Here is a 17109-nt window from a genome sequence, read left to right on the forward strand (position 1 = left end):
AGCTTTTAGTAAATAAGAAAAGTACACTAAATATATTTACAATGATAACTCTCTTTTCGTTAGAATTAACACTGTAACCTTTCAAAAGACAGGGCCAGAGTGAAGCTGCTTTATGAGCGGTTTAACTCTGGCCTTGTTTTTTGTCTGATAATTTATACCAATGCTTCATCCTTTTCCTAATCAGATAGGCAAATAATTATTTCACTGCGTGAGCTCACTGAAGTTATGATTGATTATGTAGAGAACAGATAAAGAGATACATTACATGAGTTTAAATGAAGAAACAGAAGCTGCTCATTTGGACTAATTCTGTTCATCGGCAAGTACTCGCAGCTATGAAATAGATTGGGACTTATGAGGAAAGGTGTAATTTATGGATAAACGTATATATATTTTAATGGTCGTTTCATTTGTGGTGGGATTAGTGGAGCTTATTATTGGCGGGATAATTGATTTAATTGCGGTGGACTTACAGGTCAGTCTTGGAAAAGTCGGCTTTTTGATAACGATTTATTCGTTGATCTTAGGAATTTTAGGTCCGGTTCTACTGGTTTTAACTGCAAAAATGGAACGGAAGAAATTGACGTTATTATTTTTATTTCTGTTTTTGATAGGAAATATTGTAACTGCTATTTCTTCCTCGTACATGATTCTTCTTTTAGGAAGAATTATATCTGCTGTCAGTGCATCACTTCTTATTAATTTGTGCCTGGTTCTTGCCCCAAGTATTGTGGAGGTTAAATACCGCGGCAGGGCATTGGGAATTGTCTCAATGGGAATCAGCGGGTCCATTGTATTAGGATTGCCTATAGGGCTATTATTGGGTAATAATTTTGGCTGGAGAGCGCCATTTTTCCTGATTATCTTTTTGACAGTACTATCGCTGGCCGGGGTACACTTTTTTATGAAGAAGGTTGAGCCAAAGCCGTTTCTTCCACTTGGCAAGCAATTAAAAACATTAAAGAATAGAAAGATATTCTTTGCTCAAACAACAACATTTCTGTTCTTGGGCGGGCATACTGTATTATATGCTTACTTTACGCCATTTTTAAAGGATGTTGCAGGGTTCGGGGAATCAATGGTAAGTGTTGCTTATCTGATATTTGGAATTGCAGCTGTTGCCGGCGGAGGACTAGGCGGAATAATGGGGGATCGGATTGGAACAAGAAAAAGCATTTTTATTGTAGCAATCGTATTTAGCTGTGCAATATTTAGCATTCCCTATACGACATTCTCCTTCATTTTATTTGCAGCTGTTATGGTGATATGGGGCGCGATGAGCTGGGCCATGTCACCGCCTATGCAAAGCTATCTGATTGAGACAGCTCCGGAATCGTCAGATATTCAGCAGAGTATAAATAATTCTGCCCTTCATTTTGGAATTGCATTTGGGTCGTTTGTCGGCGGGATTGTTATTGAACAATCAACTGTTAACTACAATGCAATCGTTGCGGGGATTATTGTATTATTTTCAATCGGCACAGCCTATATCTCTATGCGTGGAGGAGCATCCAGTTTAGGTAAAAGTGAAGAGGAGAGAGTTCAGAGGGAAGGGTGACAGTGCTGATAAAAACGATATTGTACTGTTGTGAAGGAGCAAAAGCTATCATTAAGAAATGATTATTTCGTTGTAATTAAGTTCATGAAATCGATAAGAGCGGGTCTGCTAATTTTCATAGGAGCCCAATCTTGTGGATTCATGGGCTTATTCTTATGGAATAATTGCTGGCGAAACACTTGAATTGCTTACTTCCCTTGCTTTTGGATTTACATTGTTTTTATTCGTCAGCCATATTTTTTACACTTGGGGGAAGGATGCTTTGCGGATGAAGATCCAGCATTCAGGAAAACATGAGGGTTATATATAGGTTTGCTGTTTATCACTTCTTGGAAATGTATTCCGGATTAAATAGAGATAACTAATTAGATCTTTAGTAGAAACATAGTTTGCGAGAGTTAGCGGGTAAGGTCATTGATGAATGGCTTCACCCGCTTTATTCGAGTTCTCATTTTTGAAGGTTGCCTTCATAAAATTGAAAGGTTTATTTTCAAAAGCAATCTGATTACTTTCAGCCTTGAGCAAAAGTTACTGGTTTCTTTTTATGTTATTATAAAATCAAAAATTATTATATCTTTCACTTTCAAAATGACGTGAAGCAAGGAGGCGTTATCATGGACGTATGGTATGTGAGCTATGGCTCCAACATTAGTAAGAATCGCTTTGCCTGTTATATCGAAGGCGGTATTCCTGAAGGCTCCGAAAAAGAGGAAAGAGGCTGTAAAAATACCACTCCGCCAAAGAAAACAACAAAAGCCATACTCCCTTATCCGCTCTATTTTATGAAGGAAGAGAGCAAATGGGGCGAGGGTGGAGTTGCCTTTATCGGTCATGAACCGGATAATGACACAAGGACATATGCAAGAAAATATTTGATTACGGATGAACAATTCGGGGAAGTTGTGGAACAGGAAAATAATGTTGATGCCTTACATATCAATGTGCAGGATGTTATGGATAAAGGCTATGTTGACCTGGAAGAAGGCTGGTATGGAAGGGTTATTTACTTGGGGAAAGAGGATGGGGCGCCAATGTTTACATTTACAAGTCCAGATGTAATGGGAACACATGGGTTTAGCACTCCTCCTCAATCCTATTTATCTATGATTTCCCGTGGATTAAAAGAAATTGGCCTTACAGAAGAGGATATTGTGGAATATTTCTTATCTAAACCTGGAATTGAAGGAGAGTTTACGAAGGATGCACTTTATCGGTACATTTTTTGTTATGAGCTGAATAACAACATATAGAAAGCTGGCAACCATATCTTTGGTTGCCAGTCTATTAACGGCGAAAACGATTAACAGAATCTCTCAGTTCATAGAATCGATCAATAATCTGATCTCCCAGTTCTTCATAAAGACTCATATATAATGTATCTACAACTACAAGCTGAGAAATTCGTGTTGCCATATTAGCAACACGAAAATATTCTTCCAGCATCGGTGTATAAAGTGGAATCAGAGCTTTACGAGCTAATGTTGATTTCTGCAATGTGGTAACAGCAACAATAATTGCTCCCTTTTCTTTTGCCAGTTCAACAAGCTCAAGAATTTCCTGTGTTTCGCCAGTAGTGGAAATAGCAATAAATACATCTCCAGGCTGCATGTTTAAAACTAAAGAGAGCATATAATGGAAATCTCGATTAAAAAAAACTTTAATTCCAAGCTTAGTAAACTTATGCGTTAAATCTTCTGCAACCATCGCAGATGCACCCGCACCATAAGTAACAACTGTATGACTCTTTTGGATGGCAGAAACAGTGGACTCAATATTTTTTAAATCCAATGTATTAAGTAATTGTTCAACTGCTTGCCTATCCAACTCCAGCGTATTAAAGAAGATGTCACGCATGGATAACTTATCAGCATGTTCTTTTTGAACAATATTAAAACCAATTTTATTTTCTTTCAGAGTCAGTTCCTGATTAAGCTCTAACTTAAAATCACGAAACCCTTTAATTCCCAGCTGCTTACAAAAGCGGACAACACTTGCTTCACTAACTTGAGCAGCAATGGCATATTCCTTTATGGTCATTCTGGAAATCTTGCCTAAATTATTCAAGGTATAATTCGCAATTTTCATTTCAATCTTTGTAAAATTCTCTTGAGATTTTAAGCTTTCAATCAAGGACACACTGGCTCCCTCCTAGATGGTTTTCTTTTTTAATTGTTCAAGGTTATCAACAAATCTTTTTGTGATAATCTCCGGTCTGGTAATAGCAGAACCAACAACAACTGAATCCGCTCCACTTTTATATGCCGACACCAATTCTTCTGGTGTAGAAATATGACCTTCGGCTATAATTGGAACTTTCACATGATTTTTTAATGCGCTGACGAATTCATAGTTAAAACTGTTTTGATCCTTTGTTTCTTCAGTATACCCCGATAGAGTTGTAGAAACAATATCTGTCCCACATTCTTCTGCATATAATGCACTCTCTAAATTATCACAATCAGACATGACTAAAATATCGGGATAATTATCATGAATACGTGCAATAATTTCTTTTAAATTCTCTCCGTTTGGTCTGATTCGTTTTGTTCCATCCAAAGCAACTATTTCTGCGCCTGCTTCGATAACAGCAGCTGCACTTTCATACGTAGGTGTAATATAGACATCAAAGCCTTCAAACCATTGTTTGTAAATCCCGATAATAGGTAAATCCACTGCTTTTTTTATAGCAGAGATATTTTGAGGCTCTGTTGCGCGAATTCCTACAGCTCCTCCTTGTTTGGCAGCTTTAGCAAATGCAACCATAATGTCTGTGCCGTACATTGGCCATCCTTGGCGTGCCTGGCAGGAAACCACCAGGCCGCCTCTGATAGCATTTAATAGCTCTTCTTTCTCCATAAACCAATTCCTCCATTATATAATGTTTAAAAGTCTTCCAATTAAACCAATCGCAAAGCAAATTAGCATCAGCCAATAAATCGCTTTCTTATTTTTAATTAGGGCGAAATAAAATAGTAATGTAATCACCAGCGGAAGCAGGCTCGGAAAAATTTGATCAAGCAGTTCCTGAAGCATTATTTCTTTTCCGGCACTCGTCCATTCCGCAGTTAATTCAATCTTTACAAAGTTCACAATCATGGCTCCGGTAACCATCATCCCAACGATTGTTGCTCCTTGAACAAATTTCTGAATTACATCGGAACTTTTCATTTTGGCAATGAGCTGGACACCGAATTTATATCCCCAAAAAACGCCAAAATAACGTGTTAAGACATTTAATAATATATTAGGAACAATGAAAAGAATTGGACCTAGTATATTTCCGTTAAGTGCTAATCCAGCACCTATCGCAGCAAAAATAGTCATAAATGTTGCTTTAAATACGGAATCTCCAATACCAGATAAAGGCCCCATTAAAGCAGTTTTCGTAGATGCAATTGTTTCATCGGTAATAACACCTTGTTGTGCTTTCTGTTCTTCTAAAGCTGCAGCAACACCTAATACAACGTTTGCAGTATACGGGTGACAATTAAAAAATTCATTATGCCTTTTTAAAGCTGACTTATATTCTCCCTCATCAGAATATAATCGTTTTAGGGCTGGAACCATCGCATAGCCAAAGCCTAAACTAATATATCTTTCATAATTGATACTTGCCATACTGAAAAATGATCTTACAAAAACACGCCATAGATCTTTTTTCTTCAAAAGGCTTTGCTCATTTTGTGAGGTTGAATCCGCAGCTGTAAAGGTTTCCGTATTTTCTTTCGATTTACTGATTACTGATATACCAGCTGCTATCCCTAAACCTAATAAAGATACAGCTAAAACATTTAAATCTAAATAAACAGATAATATAAAACCAATTAAAAAGAAGGGCCAAAACTTTTTAAGATCCATCATTTTCAATAGCATAGCCATCCCAATTGCCGGGAGTAAACCTGCGGCAATTTCGAGACCTCCGGAAACCCATCCAGGCAACGCATCATTTATACGACTAACGAAATCGCTGCCAAAGTAAATTGCTAGAAAAGAAGATACAAAAAATACACTAAAGAAAACAAGTATCCCGGACAGGTGGAGGAGTTCCATCTTTCTTGTATTCCCATCGACAATTGCTTTATCTGATTTATGAACTAAATAAATATTTAAATTCCAAGCTAACATGATTAAAAACTGTGCTAAGATTCCAATCGGCAGGGCAAGAGTAATTCCTAAAGCTGTGGATTCAGCTTGAATAGCATAAATTGTACCGATAATTCCTGCAATTTGTGCATTCGGGGGAACAGATCCGCCAATCGGGAGGACCCCCATAAACATTAATTCAACACTTGCCCCGACAATTAAGCCGGTTTGCAAATCTCCAAGTATTAATCCAATTAATGGACCAGCAAAAATAGGGCGGCTAATCATCCAATAACCATAACCGTAATTTTCTGTAATGAGAAGGGCTACTAAAACACTCAACAATAGAGCTGCTATCAATGTCATTTAAACTTCTCCTTCCATTAAATTCTGCTTATTAAGTCAATTGACTTATCACTGGGAGCTGTACGTACATCCAAATAAATATTCTTTGAAGCTAAATCTCGAAAAATATTTTTTTCTTCTTCATTCAGATAGACTGTTTTCGTGATTTCTTCTTTTTCTTCTTTAAAATACATTCCGCCTACATTAATTTCCTTAAAATGAACCCCTTGATTTACTAAATCCAAGATAGTCTGGGGCCCTTTCACTACTAAGAATGTATTTAATTTATTTTCTGATTTAAAATAATTACTTGCTTCTTCTACAGAAAGTAATTGAAACTTCTTTCCCTCTGGAACAGCCATTTCCAATAACATTCTTTGCATTTCATCATGCACCAGTACATCATCTACTACGACAATTTCTTCTACTTGATACGCTACCGACCATGAATAAGCTACCTGTCCATGGATTAATCTCTCATCTATTCTAGTTACTGCAATACTCATTTGAGCTCCTCCTTATTCTATAGATGTTCAAAAAAAGAAGATTTTGAATATCTTATATTAAATTATTTTTTGAATCATTTTATTGGATTCTTCAATTAAATGATTAGGGGTGATATGACTGTCTGTGCATGCTGTAATAATCATAGCCAGGTGATAACCTGAAATTACTGTAATTCCTTCCTCTTGTTTTCCTATCAGAGTTGCTACGTTTCCTGGTGTACCTCCTTTAATATCTGTTAATATCCAAAATTCATTAATGCCATTCTCTCTATCTTTATCTATCAGTGAATGAAGTCGTTTATGATAATCTTGTGCATTTTCAGATGGACTCAGGTTTACGGCATGTAAATGAGTTTGTTCTCCTAAGATCATTTCTGTGGATTGTTTCATTCCTAAACACCCATCCCCATGTCCTGCTAAAATAATCTGCCTCATATTTAGTCCTCCAATGCTGTTCTAAGAAATCCATTTGCAGAAGCAAGCAACTGTTCTGCTTCTGTCATTCCTAGATTTTTCTTAACCATAATGATAGCCAGCTTCAACTGATAATCTGTTCTTGATAAAATTTGCTGTGCTTCTTCCAGGGAGATTTCTCCAACTGTACTCAAAATACGTTCAGCTCTTCTTTTTAATTTTTTATTGGTTGCCTTTACATCAACCATCAAGTTTTCATATACTTTTCCAATACGAATCATTGAAATAGTAGACAGCATATTTAAAACTTTTTTCTGAGCTGTGCCCGATTTTAATCTTGTAGAACCAGAAAGTACTTCCGGTCCGACATCTAATTCAATTTTCAGTTGAGCGCATCTTCCTATTTCTGAGTCTTTATTACATGCTAATGCTACAGTTTGTGCATTCTTTTCTTTCGCATAATTTAAAGCTCCTAAAACATAAGGTGTTCGTCCGCTTGCAGCAATTCCTATAACAATATCCTTGTTGGATATTTTAAGCGCTTCCAAATCAATGCTTCCTTGATCAAAGTCATCTTCAACTCCTTCTATTGCTTCGACAAATGCTTTATTTCCTCCAGCTAAAACGCCAATTACCTGATCTTTAGATACACCAAAGGTTGGAATACATTCAGCCGCGTCTAAAACGCCAAGACGGCCGCTCGTTCCAGCGCCTACATAAATTAACCGGCCTTTTTGCTCAAGGCATTTCGTAATTTCAGTAATTACAGTTTCGATATTCTTTTCTTGGTTTTTAATTGCAAGATCGACTGTCTTTTCTTCTTCATTCATTAATTGAATAATTTCAATCGTACTGCATTGATCGAGATTTTTCGTCCGGTTATTACGCCTTTCTGTTAAAAGCTGTTCCAATTCTTCTCCTCCTTTTTGAATTTTTATTAATAATAGAATAGCATTTATGAAATTTAATTTCAATATTTGTTTTAATTTTAATGAAACTTTATGCAATTATTGTTTTAAGTATAATTATAAAAGAAAGATTATTTCCTTTGTACGAGCTAATGAAAGGGTTCACGATATAATTAAGGAAGAAAGTAAATGGGGCGAGGGTGGTGTTGCCTTTATTGGTCATGAATCGAATAAAGATACAAAGACATATGCAAGAAAGTATCTGAATACTGATGAACAATTTGGAGAAGTCGTGGAACAGGAAAATAATGTTGATGCCTTACATATCAATGTGCAGGATATTATGGATAAAGGCTATGTTGACCTGGAAGCAGACTGGTATGGAAGGGCTATTTACCTGGGAAAAGAGGATGGGGCGCCAATGTTTACATTTACAAATCCAGATGTAATGGGGCCCCCCTCAATCCTATTTATCTATGATTTCCCGTGGTTTAAAAGAGATTGGCCTTACAAAAGAGGAAATTGTGGAATATTTTTTAACTAAGCCTGGAATTGAAGGGGAGTCTACGAGGGATTTGCTGTTTCAGTATATTTTTGTTGATTATAGTGTTCATAACTTGAAACAGCTAATAGATATGCTTGCAATAGTCTCTGAAATAGTTCTTAAAATAATAAAAGTCATAAGCTGCCAGTTAAGGAAGAAGCTCATGACTTTTATATTTTATTTAACCAATCTTACTGAAGCAAACAGAATGTAACATTTCTAACCTAGTTAACTATTTTAATGGCTTTCTCCAATCTTTCCAATCCATCTACCAGCTTGCTGCGCGGACACCCAACGTTCATCCGCAGGAACTTTCCTTTGTTTACATGGTAGACGCTGCCGGACATAATTCCTACATTACCGGTATTTACTAAAGCATGCTGAATTTCATCATCGGATGATTGCAGGTTTGAGCAGTCAATCCATGCAAGGTATGTGGATTCCGGGATCTTAAATGTTATCTCCGGAAGCTGGCTTTGGATAAAAGAAGATACAAGGTTCATATTTTCATACAGGTAGTCCACCAGATTATCAACCCAATATGCAGAATGATTATATCCTTTAATAATAGAAAGCAGGCCGAATATAGATGCACTTGATAGGCCATCGCGCTCCTTCATGATCGTCAAAAATTGTTCTCTTACTTTTTCATCCGGGATGAATGCATATGAGCCGCCTAAGCTTGGCGTATTAAATGTCTTACTGGCAGAGGTGCAGATAAATACATTGTCTGGATTCCTCGCTATACTGGTGATAGGTACATAACTGTGATTTTGATAAACAATGTCCATATGAATATCATCGGAAATAATTTTTACTTGGTGCTTTTCGCAAAGTTTGATAATATGCTGCAGTTCATTATGATTCCAGGCTCTCCCGGTAGGGTTATGCGGATTACAGAAAAGCAGCACTTTTGCCTTGGGGTTGGAGAGCTGCTTTTCCAACAAATCAAAATCGATGGTGTACGAATCCTCTTTATAAAGCAGCGGGTTCTTGACTAATTCTCTGTTGGAAGCAGATACCTGTTTGAAAAAAGCATCGTATCCCGGAGTCTGCAGGATGATTTGATCGTCTTCCTCTGTTAGAATTCCAATTAATTTGGAAATAGAATAAATAACACTTGGGCTATAAACAATCCAATCAGCAGGAATATCCGCAGTAAAACGAGATTTGAACCAATAGGTGACGGCTGATTTATATGCATTGTGATTCCACCTTGTATAGCCAAATATCCCATGTGCTGCATATTCTTCTATTGCCTGTAAAATCTCAGGCGGACTTTGAAAATCCATATCTGATATGGAAAAAGGGAGTACATCACTTTTACCGAAACGATCTTTAGCGAAATCCCATTGTGTGCTATACGTTCCTTTTCGATTAATGACTTTATCAAATGGAATAGTCAAAAAAGCACCTCCTGGATAATTAAAATGATAGCTCTGTATCTTCTGATTCTTCTACATCGCTCTCCTTACGCAAAAATCCTACTGCTAATGCAATAATGATTACGGCAATAAGCAGACCGATTAATAACATAAATGGACCATTAACAAATGGCAGTCCCCAGATCCCGATTGCTGCAGGAATTGGAGATTGTGCTCCAAGTATTAATGCAATACCGCCGCCGATACCAGAACCAATTGTAATGACAGGGATTACTTTTAAAGGTGTAGCTACTGCATAGGGAATTGCTCCTTCTGTAATTCCCAATGTCCCCATCAATGCAGCTGGAATAGCGTTGGTTTTCTCAGATTTTGAGAACTTATTAGGGAAGAGCAGTGTTGCTAAAGATAACCCGAGCGGTGCCCCCATAATACCAATCCAGCATGCCGCCATAGGGGCGTAAATTCCTTCAGCCAGCGTAGCGTAACAAAATGCCAGAGCAATTTTATTAACTGGACCGCCCATATCAAATGCCATCATTGCTGCAATTATAAATCCTAAGATTAATAGATTATTGCCTTCCATAGAATTCAGCCAGTTTTCCAAGCCAGTCATTGCTGGAGCTAAAGGTAACGAAATAATTGTCATAAAAATGGCTGATGCGCCAATACCAAGTACAGGGATAATCATAATCGGCTTGATTACTGCTATGTTTGGATGCAACGGTATTTTCTTTAACTGGTTGGTAATCCACCCTGCAAAGAATCCGACTAAAATACCGCCGATATATCCGGTACCAAGCTCAGCTGCAAATACACCACTCGCTAAACCAACTGCAATCCCGGGCCTGTCCGCAATGGAATAGGAAATATAACCTGCAATCATTGGAACCATTAAACCTAAAACCCATACTCCATAGTCAGCTAACTTTTCGCCTATCATTGTTTCTTCACCAATGATTACTCCTAATGAAAGTAATATACCGCCAGCGACGACAATAGGAATCATATAAGAAACCCCGGTCATCAGATGTTTTTTAGCTGTGTTCCACATAGGTCTCACTCCTGTTTTTATTGTTTGGCTATTGCGTCATCAATGACCTTTGCAGCATTTTTAACTGCTGCTGCAACAGGGACTTCGTGAATGCTTTTGCCATCAAATCTATTTGCTTTTTCGATCTTTGTATCAATTGCCCAAATGACTAAATCAGCTTTTTCTATATCTTTTTCCTTGATTTCATTTTCAATTCCCATGGAGCCTTGCGTTTCTACTTTTATTTTGTGACCCAGCTTTTTGGCTGCTTTTTCTAATCCTTTTTTTGCCATATACGTATGCGCAACCCCGGCTGGACATGCAGTTACTGCTAAAATATTCATTATTAAACCTCTCCTTTGTCTGTGAAAATACCCGTAATGGTTGTAAGAATTTCATGTTTTGTTCTTGCTGAAAGCAATGACTGGACGAAATGGTCCTCCATCAAGTTCTCTGATAACGTTGCTAATAATTTCAAGTGAAAGCTTCCTTCATGTTCGGTTGGAACAGCTAATGCTATCAATAGCTGTACTGGTTTATCATCCATTGCTTTCCAATCAATAGCATCTTTTAGTGTTATTACGCAGATAGCGGGCTGGACCACCTCTTCCATTTTTGCATGAGGGATTGCAATTCCGCTGCCAAACCCGGTTGTGGAGTTTTTTTCTCTTTCCATCATTCCATGGTAATAAGCTGCTGCACTTTTTACGCATCCGGCTTTCAAAACAAGATCGGCAACTTTTTTCAAAGCTTCTTCTTTTGATTGTGCTTCGACATTAAGCTCAATTAAACTGTCATTTATTAATTCTGATTTATTCATAGATGATTCTCCTAACTAAATAGACTCAATAATGTCTAAGAATGCGTCATAATTTTTAGATAAACATAGTTTTTTTACATTATCAGGTGACTGAATAATTTCATACAAAGATTCGAATATCTCCTGAAATTTTGTCTGGAGTCTTTTTTCCAAAACGATAATCATCACTAATTGGACTTCCTCTGCCTCTGACCATTTTAATGGTTTCTCCAATACTGCAGTGCAGATAAATGATTGGCTGGAAAGCATATGCAGCGGGTGGGGAATGGCGACCATATTTCCAATGGAGGTTGGAGATATTCGTTCACGTTCCATAATAGAATCCCGGGTTTCTTTTTCTATATAACCCTGGTGAATCATCGCCTCTGTCATTGTTTCCAGCATCTCCATTTTTGTTTCTGGTTTTAAATTCTGGAAAAATAGTTCTCTGCGAAAAAATGGTTGGATGACTTTATTTTTGTTATGCATTTCCTTTAATGTATTCTGTACTTTTATAATATCCTTATCATCCAAAATAGACGGTACATGTACAACCGGTATTTCCAGATGCCTTTCAATGGGAACAGTCGTCAAAATAAAGTCGGGTTTTTGCTTCAAAAGTTCATCCAATTGATGCAGAGCATATACGCCGGTAAGGTTATAGCTGTTACCCAAAACGTGAGACAGCTTTGTTAGAAGCAGCTCTGACGTTGCCATCCCTGAAGCACATACTAACGCGATTTTCTTCTTGGAAACATATTTTATCCGTTGTCTTTCAATAGCAGCCCCCAAATGTAAAGCTAAAAAACCGATTTCATTTTGATTTACCTGGAAACCTGTAGCTTTTTCTACACAATGTGCTGCAATAACACCTGTTTCAAACGCAAGAGGATATTTAATTTTAATTTCATCAATCATCGGATTTCTGATATTCATATTAAAAGTGAGTCTTGTTACTAATTGCTTCAAGTGCAGACCGAGACTATAAAATAATTCTTCATCCTCGTCGATATGCAGGCCCTTCAAGCCAATTTTCGTTTGTTCCATGATCTCCATCGTTAATTGGAAGATTTCTTTGCCTAAATATAATTTCAGATTTTGAAAAGATATTTCTCCTTTTTTACCTAATCTATTGCCAACTAAATGTAAAGCAACATACTCAATTTCCTGTTCAGGATTCTGGATATCATAAAGTGTTTCAATAGATTTATTAATCTTTTCAGCTATTCTGTATTCATTCTCCTTTTTGAGAAATTCTATATGGTTGATAGAGCTGATATGCTGGCCGCTTTTAATTCTGCCGATAGCAATCATGATATGGATGACGATTTTATTTAAGGTATCATCCATGACCTCCATATCATTTCTATTTAATTCATCGAGGATTATTTTTTTAATTTTATCTATATCATCCTCAAAGAAGTAATAACCAAAGCTATTGACGAGTTTAAGAATCAAACGGTTATCAAATTCTTCACTGTGTATAAAGTAATCAGAAATGCAGAATCGTTTATTAACTTCATTTCCATCTGCTTTAATTCCCTGATGGTCTTTAACTATTTTAATGTTATAGCTGTTTAAAACCTGTTTTATTCTCTTCAAATCATTCTTAATCGTTGATTCACTTACATACAACTCATCCATAAATGATTCAATTTTTATGCTTTTATTAGAATATAAAAGTCTTTTGATAATGAATTGTACTCTATCCTCAGGTGTGACAGTAACGGACGTATTATTAAATAGAGCATTTTCTGCTTCGACTTCATAAAGTAATTTTTTAAGCTGGTCTTCAGATTCGGCAGTTATTTTATAGCCTTTACTCTTTTTGGATACAATTTCTGTTTTGAATTCTTTCATTTTATAATTTATTGTTTTGATATCTTCACGTATCGTTCTTGATGTCACCCCCAATTTCAATGCGAGCGTATCACTTGTGATAAACTCATTTGCTGAAGAGAGTATCTTAATTATTTCTGCCATTCTTAAAGTTAAGTGTAAGGACATTTTGTATCCCCCTAATTTTATTTTAGTTAACGAATCTAAAGGTGCACAGGGAGTCTTTTTCCGTTAGGTAGAGGAAATGAGTTACTTAAAGAGGAAGGAATGGAGGGAAGATAAAGAAGCAGAGACTTTAACAAACCCGATTACGAATTTATTATACAATATAGTTAACTGAGTTATAATAATATGAAGTTATTCCTTTGTGCAATTTTATGAAAATGCTTACAATATAATTAAGGAGGAGATCAAAATGAAAAATGAGCCAGCAAAGCAGATTGTCTATGTGAATACGTTTACGGATGGAATTCTGGATCCAGAAAAAGCAATGCTTGGACCTGTAAAGGACGGCGGATATATTATTGCTAATACAGCACCTGGATGCTGGGGGCCGATGATTACGCCATCTCTTCAAGGCGGGCATGAAGTGACACAGCCGGTTTATGTTGAAGGAGCAGAGGTTGGGGATGCAGTTGCTATTCATATTTCTTCTATTCAAGTAACATCTATGGTTACTGCTTCCGGTAATGACCGCACTGTAGAAGGTCATTTTATTTCCGATCCATTTGTGGACGCGAAGTGCCCTGAATGTGGAATCGTGAACCCGGATACGGTTATAGCAGATGTCGGATTAGAAGCAGTACGATGTTCAAATTGCGGAGCAGCAGTTACTCCTTTTCAGTTCACGAACGGATACACCATTGCTTTTGATGATGATAGAACAATAGGAGTTACTCTGCCAAAAGAAGCAGCTGAAGCAGCAGGAAAAGACGGACGTAAAAACATGTGCACACCTGAGCATTCTGTGCAAAATCCAATCGTATCTGTGGCTCCTCATGACATTGTAGGCATGGTCGCCAGGGTACGTCCTTTTTTAGGACAAATTGGAACAACACCGGCCAGGGCTATGCCGGATTCTCATAATGCAGGAGACTTTGGTCAATTTTTACTGGATGCTCCCCATGATTACGGTATAACGCAAGAACAGCTGGAAGAGCGTACAGATGGACACATGGATATTAATCGGGTTCGGGAAGGGGCAGTTTTAATTTGTCCTGTAAAAACGGAAGGCGGCGGCATTTATCTTGGAGATATGCATGCGATGCAGGGAAATGGCGAAATTGCCGGGCATACAACGGATGTTTCTGGAATTGCTACGTTAAAAATAAAATTGCTAAAAGGAATTAAGATTGACGGGCCTATTTTACTGCCGGTTGAGGAGGATCTTCCATATAATGCAAAGCCGTTATCTGAACGGGAAAAGTCTGAAGCTTTAAAGGTTGCTAAAGCATATGGTTTTGAAGAAATTGAGGAGACTGCTCCTGTATCATTTATTGGAACTGGCGCAGATTTAAATGAAGCGACGGATAATGGTTTAAATCGCGCAGCTTCCGTACTTGGGATGAGTGTTCCAGAAGTTATGAACCGCGCGACTGTTACAGGGTCTATTGATATTGGGCGCAATCCTGGGGTTGTGACAGTTACATTTTTAGCACCGCTGTCAGCACTTGAAGATGCGGGGCTGAGTGAAATTGCTATGAAACATTATCATTTATAGATTGATGTATAAGAGAATCCAACATTTAAAAAGGTGGGATAGTAATGGGATTACTAAATGATAAAGTAATTTTAGTTGCTGGTGTGGGGCCGTGGATTGGGGAGGGATGTCGCCAGAAATATTCTTGATGAGGGCGGATCTGTTATTATGGGAGATTTAATAGAGGATCAATTGCTGGAAATACAGCAATTGATCCATCAGGAAAGCGAACCTTTGCACAGCATCTTAATTTAGCAGATAAGCAGAGTAACGCAGATTTAATAAAAGCTGGTTATGAAAAATTTAACCGCCTTGATGGAGTAATCCAGGTTGCTGCTTATGATAATACAATGGGCGGATTATTGGATAACAATTTAGAGGATTGGGATAAAGTATCGGAAATAAATATCAAAGGTACATTACATTTAGTACAGGAAGCTGTTCCTTATTTGAAAAAAGATGAGGGTGGGGCAGTAGTGTTTATCGGTTCTGCTGCTGCTGCCATCCCAAGCGAGGATTTTTTACAAATGAGTTATGGTATTGGAAAAGGAGCATTGAAAACAGCGACGCATTATTTATCTAAAGAGCTGGGGCCTTTAGGGATAAGAGTAAATAATGTTGCACCGGGATTTAAATGGGGTCCAGTATTGGAATCGGCCTTTCAGGCACAGGCAGATCAATATGATCTCACTCTGGAGGAAGTAACAAAACCGGTGAAAGATAAAATGGCTCTCCGCCGCTTTCCAACAGACGATGATGTAGCAAAATCCTGCATATTTTTTTGTTCCGATTATGCAAAAAATGTTACAGGGCAGAATTTATATGTGGATGCGGGATATGTGTTGAATTGATGGCGTTTTTGTTACTGGTGGATAAGGAAATTGGATAGTGAGTGGTTTTATTTAAATCATCATTCGCTGTCATAATAAAAGACACCTCTTCTGTTTTGATTGTGATTCCAGACAAATCATTTATACCAAAAAGGAGAGGTGTTTTTACCTGATATGACATTTAAATCCATTATTTAGATATTCTCGTATTGCAGGTTTTTCTTATTTAATTTTTCGGTGCTCTATATCCAGCATCTTGCGCCTCTGCTTCCGAACAAAACCATTCAACAACATTTGTTGTTCGATCATAGTAGGTGCTGCCAGGCGTATGGTAGATTCCGGATTTACTTCCTTTAATGTTACAATCACCTTCAGCTGCCTGCGATGTACTGTCATCAGCAGAGTCTTCTTCAGAGGTCTCTGAAGCGTCTGCGGTGGAGTTACTGGAACTGTCAGCTTCTTGACTTGCTTCCAGCTGCTGTTGTAATTCATTATTGCTTTCTTTTAATGCAGTAATTTCCTCGGAGAGTGATTCATTTTCTTCCTTAACTGCCTCGTAGTCTTCTAGTTTTTCGTTTTCTTCTTTGAGTGCAGTAATTTGCTCAGACAGAGTTTCATTTTCTTCTTTAATTGACTCGTAATCTTCTAACTTTTCATTTTCCTCTTTTAATTCGTCAACCTGACTTTGTAAACCATCATATTCTTCTTGAAGGGTGGAATTAGCATTTTCTAATTCTTCAATTTCAGCAGTTAATTCCTCATTCTTTTCTATTTCTTTATCTAAGTCCGTAGCATTATCAGTACCTTCAGTACCGCACCCGCTTAAAACAGTGAGAAGCATAGCAAACGCTAATACGGGGAGAAGCTTTTTCTTCATTTTCCCTTTGGATGATGGATGCGATAAAGTATAGATGGCTAAGCCTGATAATATAAAAATCATTGATAATACGATTAGAGTATCCATAGTTATACCTCCATTAAAAGTCCAGTGTATTTAATATGTAATGTTATGACAATCAGCAATTAGTTTACGGCGCAACAGTATTTATCGATTAATTTATACTTGTAGGTGCAGCTGTTGCTTACGCACTAATCCAAAAATAGATGTAGCATGATATGTTATTTCTTTCAGGGCATCTGCGGTAAAATCAATAGAGTTTTACCAAAAT

19 protein-coding genes are annotated in these 17109 nt (G+C 37.3%); 7 read left to right on the forward strand and 12 right to left on the reverse strand.

The genetic code is table 11. The annotated features are described in order from the left end of the window. Positions 1-373 precede the first annotated feature (373 nt). The 3 genes from OSO01_RS08435 (at position 374) to OSO01_RS08440 (ending at position 2808) form a co-directional block, all read left to right on the forward strand. Positions 374-1558 (forward strand): MFS transporter, encoded by a 1185-nt coding sequence (locus OSO01_RS08435; RefSeq protein ID WP_147210001.1) that lies wholly within the window; start codon positions 374-376, stop codon positions 1556-1558. A gap of 133 nt (positions 1559-1691) precedes the next feature. Further along, complete coding sequence (locus OSO01_RS23280; protein WP_186813595.1) at positions 1692-1868, forward strand: hypothetical protein; 177 nt, start codon at positions 1692-1694, stop codon at positions 1866-1868. A gap of 304 nt (positions 1869-2172) precedes the next feature. After that, entirely contained in the window at positions 2173-2808 is a 636-nt protein-coding gene (locus OSO01_RS08440; protein WP_147210002.1) for a hypothetical protein, read from the forward strand. Positions 2809-2842: 34 nt separating this feature from the next. On the opposite strand, the gene OSO01_RS08445 is transcribed toward OSO01_RS08440, so the two are convergent. From OSO01_RS08445 to murQ, 6 genes are read right to left on the reverse strand one after another with little or no spacing between them, the layout of a single operon-like run. Continuing rightward, positions 2843-3694, reverse strand: a complete 852-nt coding sequence (locus OSO01_RS08445; RefSeq protein ID WP_147210003.1) for a MurR/RpiR family transcriptional regulator — start codon at positions 3692-3694, stop codon at positions 2843-2845. 12 nt (positions 3695-3706) lie between these two features. Further along, positions 3707-4414 carry an N-acetylmannosamine-6-phosphate 2-epimerase gene (locus OSO01_RS08450; RefSeq protein WP_147210004.1) on the reverse strand — a complete coding sequence of 236 codons (708 nt, stop codon included), beginning with the start codon at positions 4412-4414 and terminating at the stop codon, positions 3707-3709. Between the two features lie 15 nt (positions 4415-4429). Beyond that, complete coding sequence (locus OSO01_RS08455; RefSeq protein WP_147210005.1) at positions 4430-6007, reverse strand: PTS system mannose/fructose/sorbose family transporter subunit IID; 1578 nt, start codon at positions 6005-6007, stop codon at positions 4430-4432. Positions 6008-6024: 17 nt separating this feature from the next. Further along, complete coding sequence (locus OSO01_RS08460) at positions 6025-6492, reverse strand: PTS sugar transporter subunit IIB (protein ID WP_147210006.1); 468 nt, start codon at positions 6490-6492, stop codon at positions 6025-6027. 57 nt (positions 6493-6549) lie between these two features. Continuing rightward, positions 6550-6927 (reverse strand): PTS sugar transporter subunit IIA, encoded by a 378-nt coding sequence (locus tag OSO01_RS08465; RefSeq protein ID WP_147210007.1) that lies wholly within the window; start codon positions 6925-6927, stop codon positions 6550-6552. Between the two features lie 2 nt (positions 6928-6929). Further along, positions 6930-7817 (reverse strand): N-acetylmuramic acid 6-phosphate etherase, encoded by an 888-nt coding sequence (gene murQ, locus OSO01_RS08470; protein ID WP_246145097.1) that lies wholly within the window; start codon positions 7815-7817, stop codon positions 6930-6932. A gap of 46 nt (positions 7818-7863) precedes the next feature. Between murQ and OSO01_RS08475 the strand changes: the two genes are divergently transcribed. Next, on the forward strand, positions 7864-8358 hold the full coding sequence (locus OSO01_RS08475; protein ID WP_147210008.1) for a hypothetical protein: 495 nt from the start codon (positions 7864-7866) through the stop codon (positions 8356-8358). 224 nt (positions 8359-8582) lie between these two features. On the opposite strand, the gene OSO01_RS08480 is transcribed toward OSO01_RS08475, so the two are convergent. Genes OSO01_RS08480 through OSO01_RS08500 form a run of 5 tightly spaced genes read right to left on the reverse strand, consistent with a single transcriptional unit; the run spans position 8583 to position 13579 of the window. Then, entirely contained in the window at positions 8583-9764 is a 1182-nt protein-coding gene (locus tag OSO01_RS08480; RefSeq protein ID WP_147210009.1) for a MalY/PatB family protein, read from the reverse strand. Between the two features lie 19 nt (positions 9765-9783). Then, positions 9784-10794 (reverse strand): PTS fructose transporter subunit IIC, encoded by a 1011-nt coding sequence (locus OSO01_RS08485; protein WP_147210010.1) that lies wholly within the window; start codon positions 10792-10794, stop codon positions 9784-9786. Positions 10795-10811: 17 nt separating this feature from the next. Beyond that, positions 10812-11117: a PTS fructose transporter subunit IIB gene (locus tag OSO01_RS08490; RefSeq protein ID WP_147210011.1), complete on the reverse strand. Its 306-nt coding sequence runs from the start codon at positions 11115-11117 to the stop codon at positions 10812-10814. Positions 11118-11119: 2 nt separating this feature from the next. Continuing rightward, positions 11120-11593, reverse strand: coding sequence for a PTS sugar transporter subunit IIA (locus OSO01_RS08495; RefSeq protein ID WP_147210012.1), 474 nt, complete (start codon positions 11591-11593; stop codon positions 11120-11122). A gap of 15 nt (positions 11594-11608) precedes the next feature. After that, positions 11609-13579, reverse strand: coding sequence for a BglG family transcription antiterminator (locus OSO01_RS08500; RefSeq protein WP_147210013.1), 1971 nt, complete (start codon positions 13577-13579; stop codon positions 11609-11611). A gap of 247 nt (positions 13580-13826) precedes the next feature. Here OSO01_RS08500 and OSO01_RS08505 point away from each other — a divergent pair, with 247 nt between their 5' ends. The 3 genes from OSO01_RS08505 to OSO01_RS08510 all read left to right on the forward strand — a co-directional run bounded on the left by OSO01_RS08505 (position 13827) and on the right by OSO01_RS08510 (position 15961). Continuing rightward, entirely contained in the window at positions 13827-15131 is a 1305-nt protein-coding gene (locus tag OSO01_RS08505) for an acetamidase/formamidase family protein (RefSeq protein ID WP_147210014.1), read from the forward strand. A gap of 96 nt (positions 15132-15227) precedes the next feature. After that, the gene (locus OSO01_RS23675) at positions 15228-15365 is read left to right on the forward strand and encodes a hypothetical protein (RefSeq protein ID WP_246145098.1); all 138 of its coding nucleotides are present in this window, start codon (positions 15228-15230) and stop codon (positions 15363-15365) included. A gap of 26 nt (positions 15366-15391) precedes the next feature. Then, on the forward strand, positions 15392-15961 hold the full coding sequence (locus OSO01_RS08510) for an SDR family oxidoreductase (RefSeq protein WP_246145105.1): 570 nt from the start codon (positions 15392-15394) through the stop codon (positions 15959-15961). A gap of 205 nt (positions 15962-16166) precedes the next feature. Here the strand turns inward: OSO01_RS08510 and OSO01_RS08515 are convergent, their stop codons facing one another. Then, on the reverse strand, positions 16167-16904 hold the full coding sequence (locus OSO01_RS08515) for a sunset domain-containing protein (protein WP_147210016.1): 738 nt from the start codon (positions 16902-16904) through the stop codon (positions 16167-16169). Between the last annotated feature and the right edge of the window lie 205 nt (positions 16905-17109).

The sequence above is a fragment of the Oceanobacillus sojae genome (assembly GCF_007991515.1).
GTDB lineage: Bacteria > Bacillota > Bacilli > Bacillales > Amphibacillaceae > Oceanobacillus > Oceanobacillus sojae.

Bases quoted from the DNA above. Each gene is read 5' to 3' on its own strand.
- OSO01_RS08440 (WP_147210002.1), top strand. From the start codon at position 2,173: ATGGACGTATGGTATGTGAGCTATGGCTCCAACATTAGTAAGAATCGC.
- OSO01_RS08435 (WP_147210001.1), top strand. From the start codon at position 374: ATGGATAAACGTATATATATTTTAATGGTCGTTTCATTTGTGGTGGGA.
- OSO01_RS08490 (WP_147210011.1), bottom strand. From the start codon at position 11,117: ATGAATATTTTAGCAGTAACTGCATGTCCAGCCGGGGTTGCGCATACG.
- OSO01_RS08455 (WP_147210005.1), bottom strand. From the start codon at position 6,007: ATGACATTGATAGCAGCTCTATTGTTGAGTGTTTTAGTAGCCCTTCTC.
- OSO01_RS08465 (WP_147210007.1), bottom strand. From the start codon at position 6,927: ATGAGGCAGATTATTTTAGCAGGACATGGGGATGGGTGTTTAGGAATG.
- OSO01_RS08505 (WP_147210014.1), top strand. From the start codon at position 13,827: ATGAAAAATGAGCCAGCAAAGCAGATTGTCTATGTGAATACGTTTACG.
- OSO01_RS08500 (WP_147210013.1), bottom strand. From the start codon at position 13,579: ATGTCCTTACACTTAACTTTAAGAATGGCAGAAATAATTAAGATACTC.
- OSO01_RS08485 (WP_147210010.1), bottom strand. From the start codon at position 10,794: ATGTGGAACACAGCTAAAAAACATCTGATGACCGGGGTTTCTTATATG.
- OSO01_RS08450 (WP_147210004.1), bottom strand. From the start codon at position 4,414: ATGGAGAAAGAAGAGCTATTAAATGCTATCAGAGGCGGCCTGGTGGTT.
- OSO01_RS08460 (WP_147210006.1), bottom strand. From the start codon at position 6,492: ATGAGTATTGCAGTAACTAGAATAGATGAGAGATTAATCCATGGACAG.
- OSO01_RS08495 (WP_147210012.1), bottom strand. From the start codon at position 11,593: ATGAATAAATCAGAATTAATAAATGACAGTTTAATTGAGCTTAATGTC.
- OSO01_RS08475 (WP_147210008.1), top strand. From the start codon at position 7,864: ATGAAATTTAATTTCAATATTTGTTTTAATTTTAATGAAACTTTATGC.
- OSO01_RS08515 (WP_147210016.1), bottom strand. From the start codon at position 16,904: ATGGATACTCTAATCGTATTATCAATGATTTTTATATTATCAGGCTTA.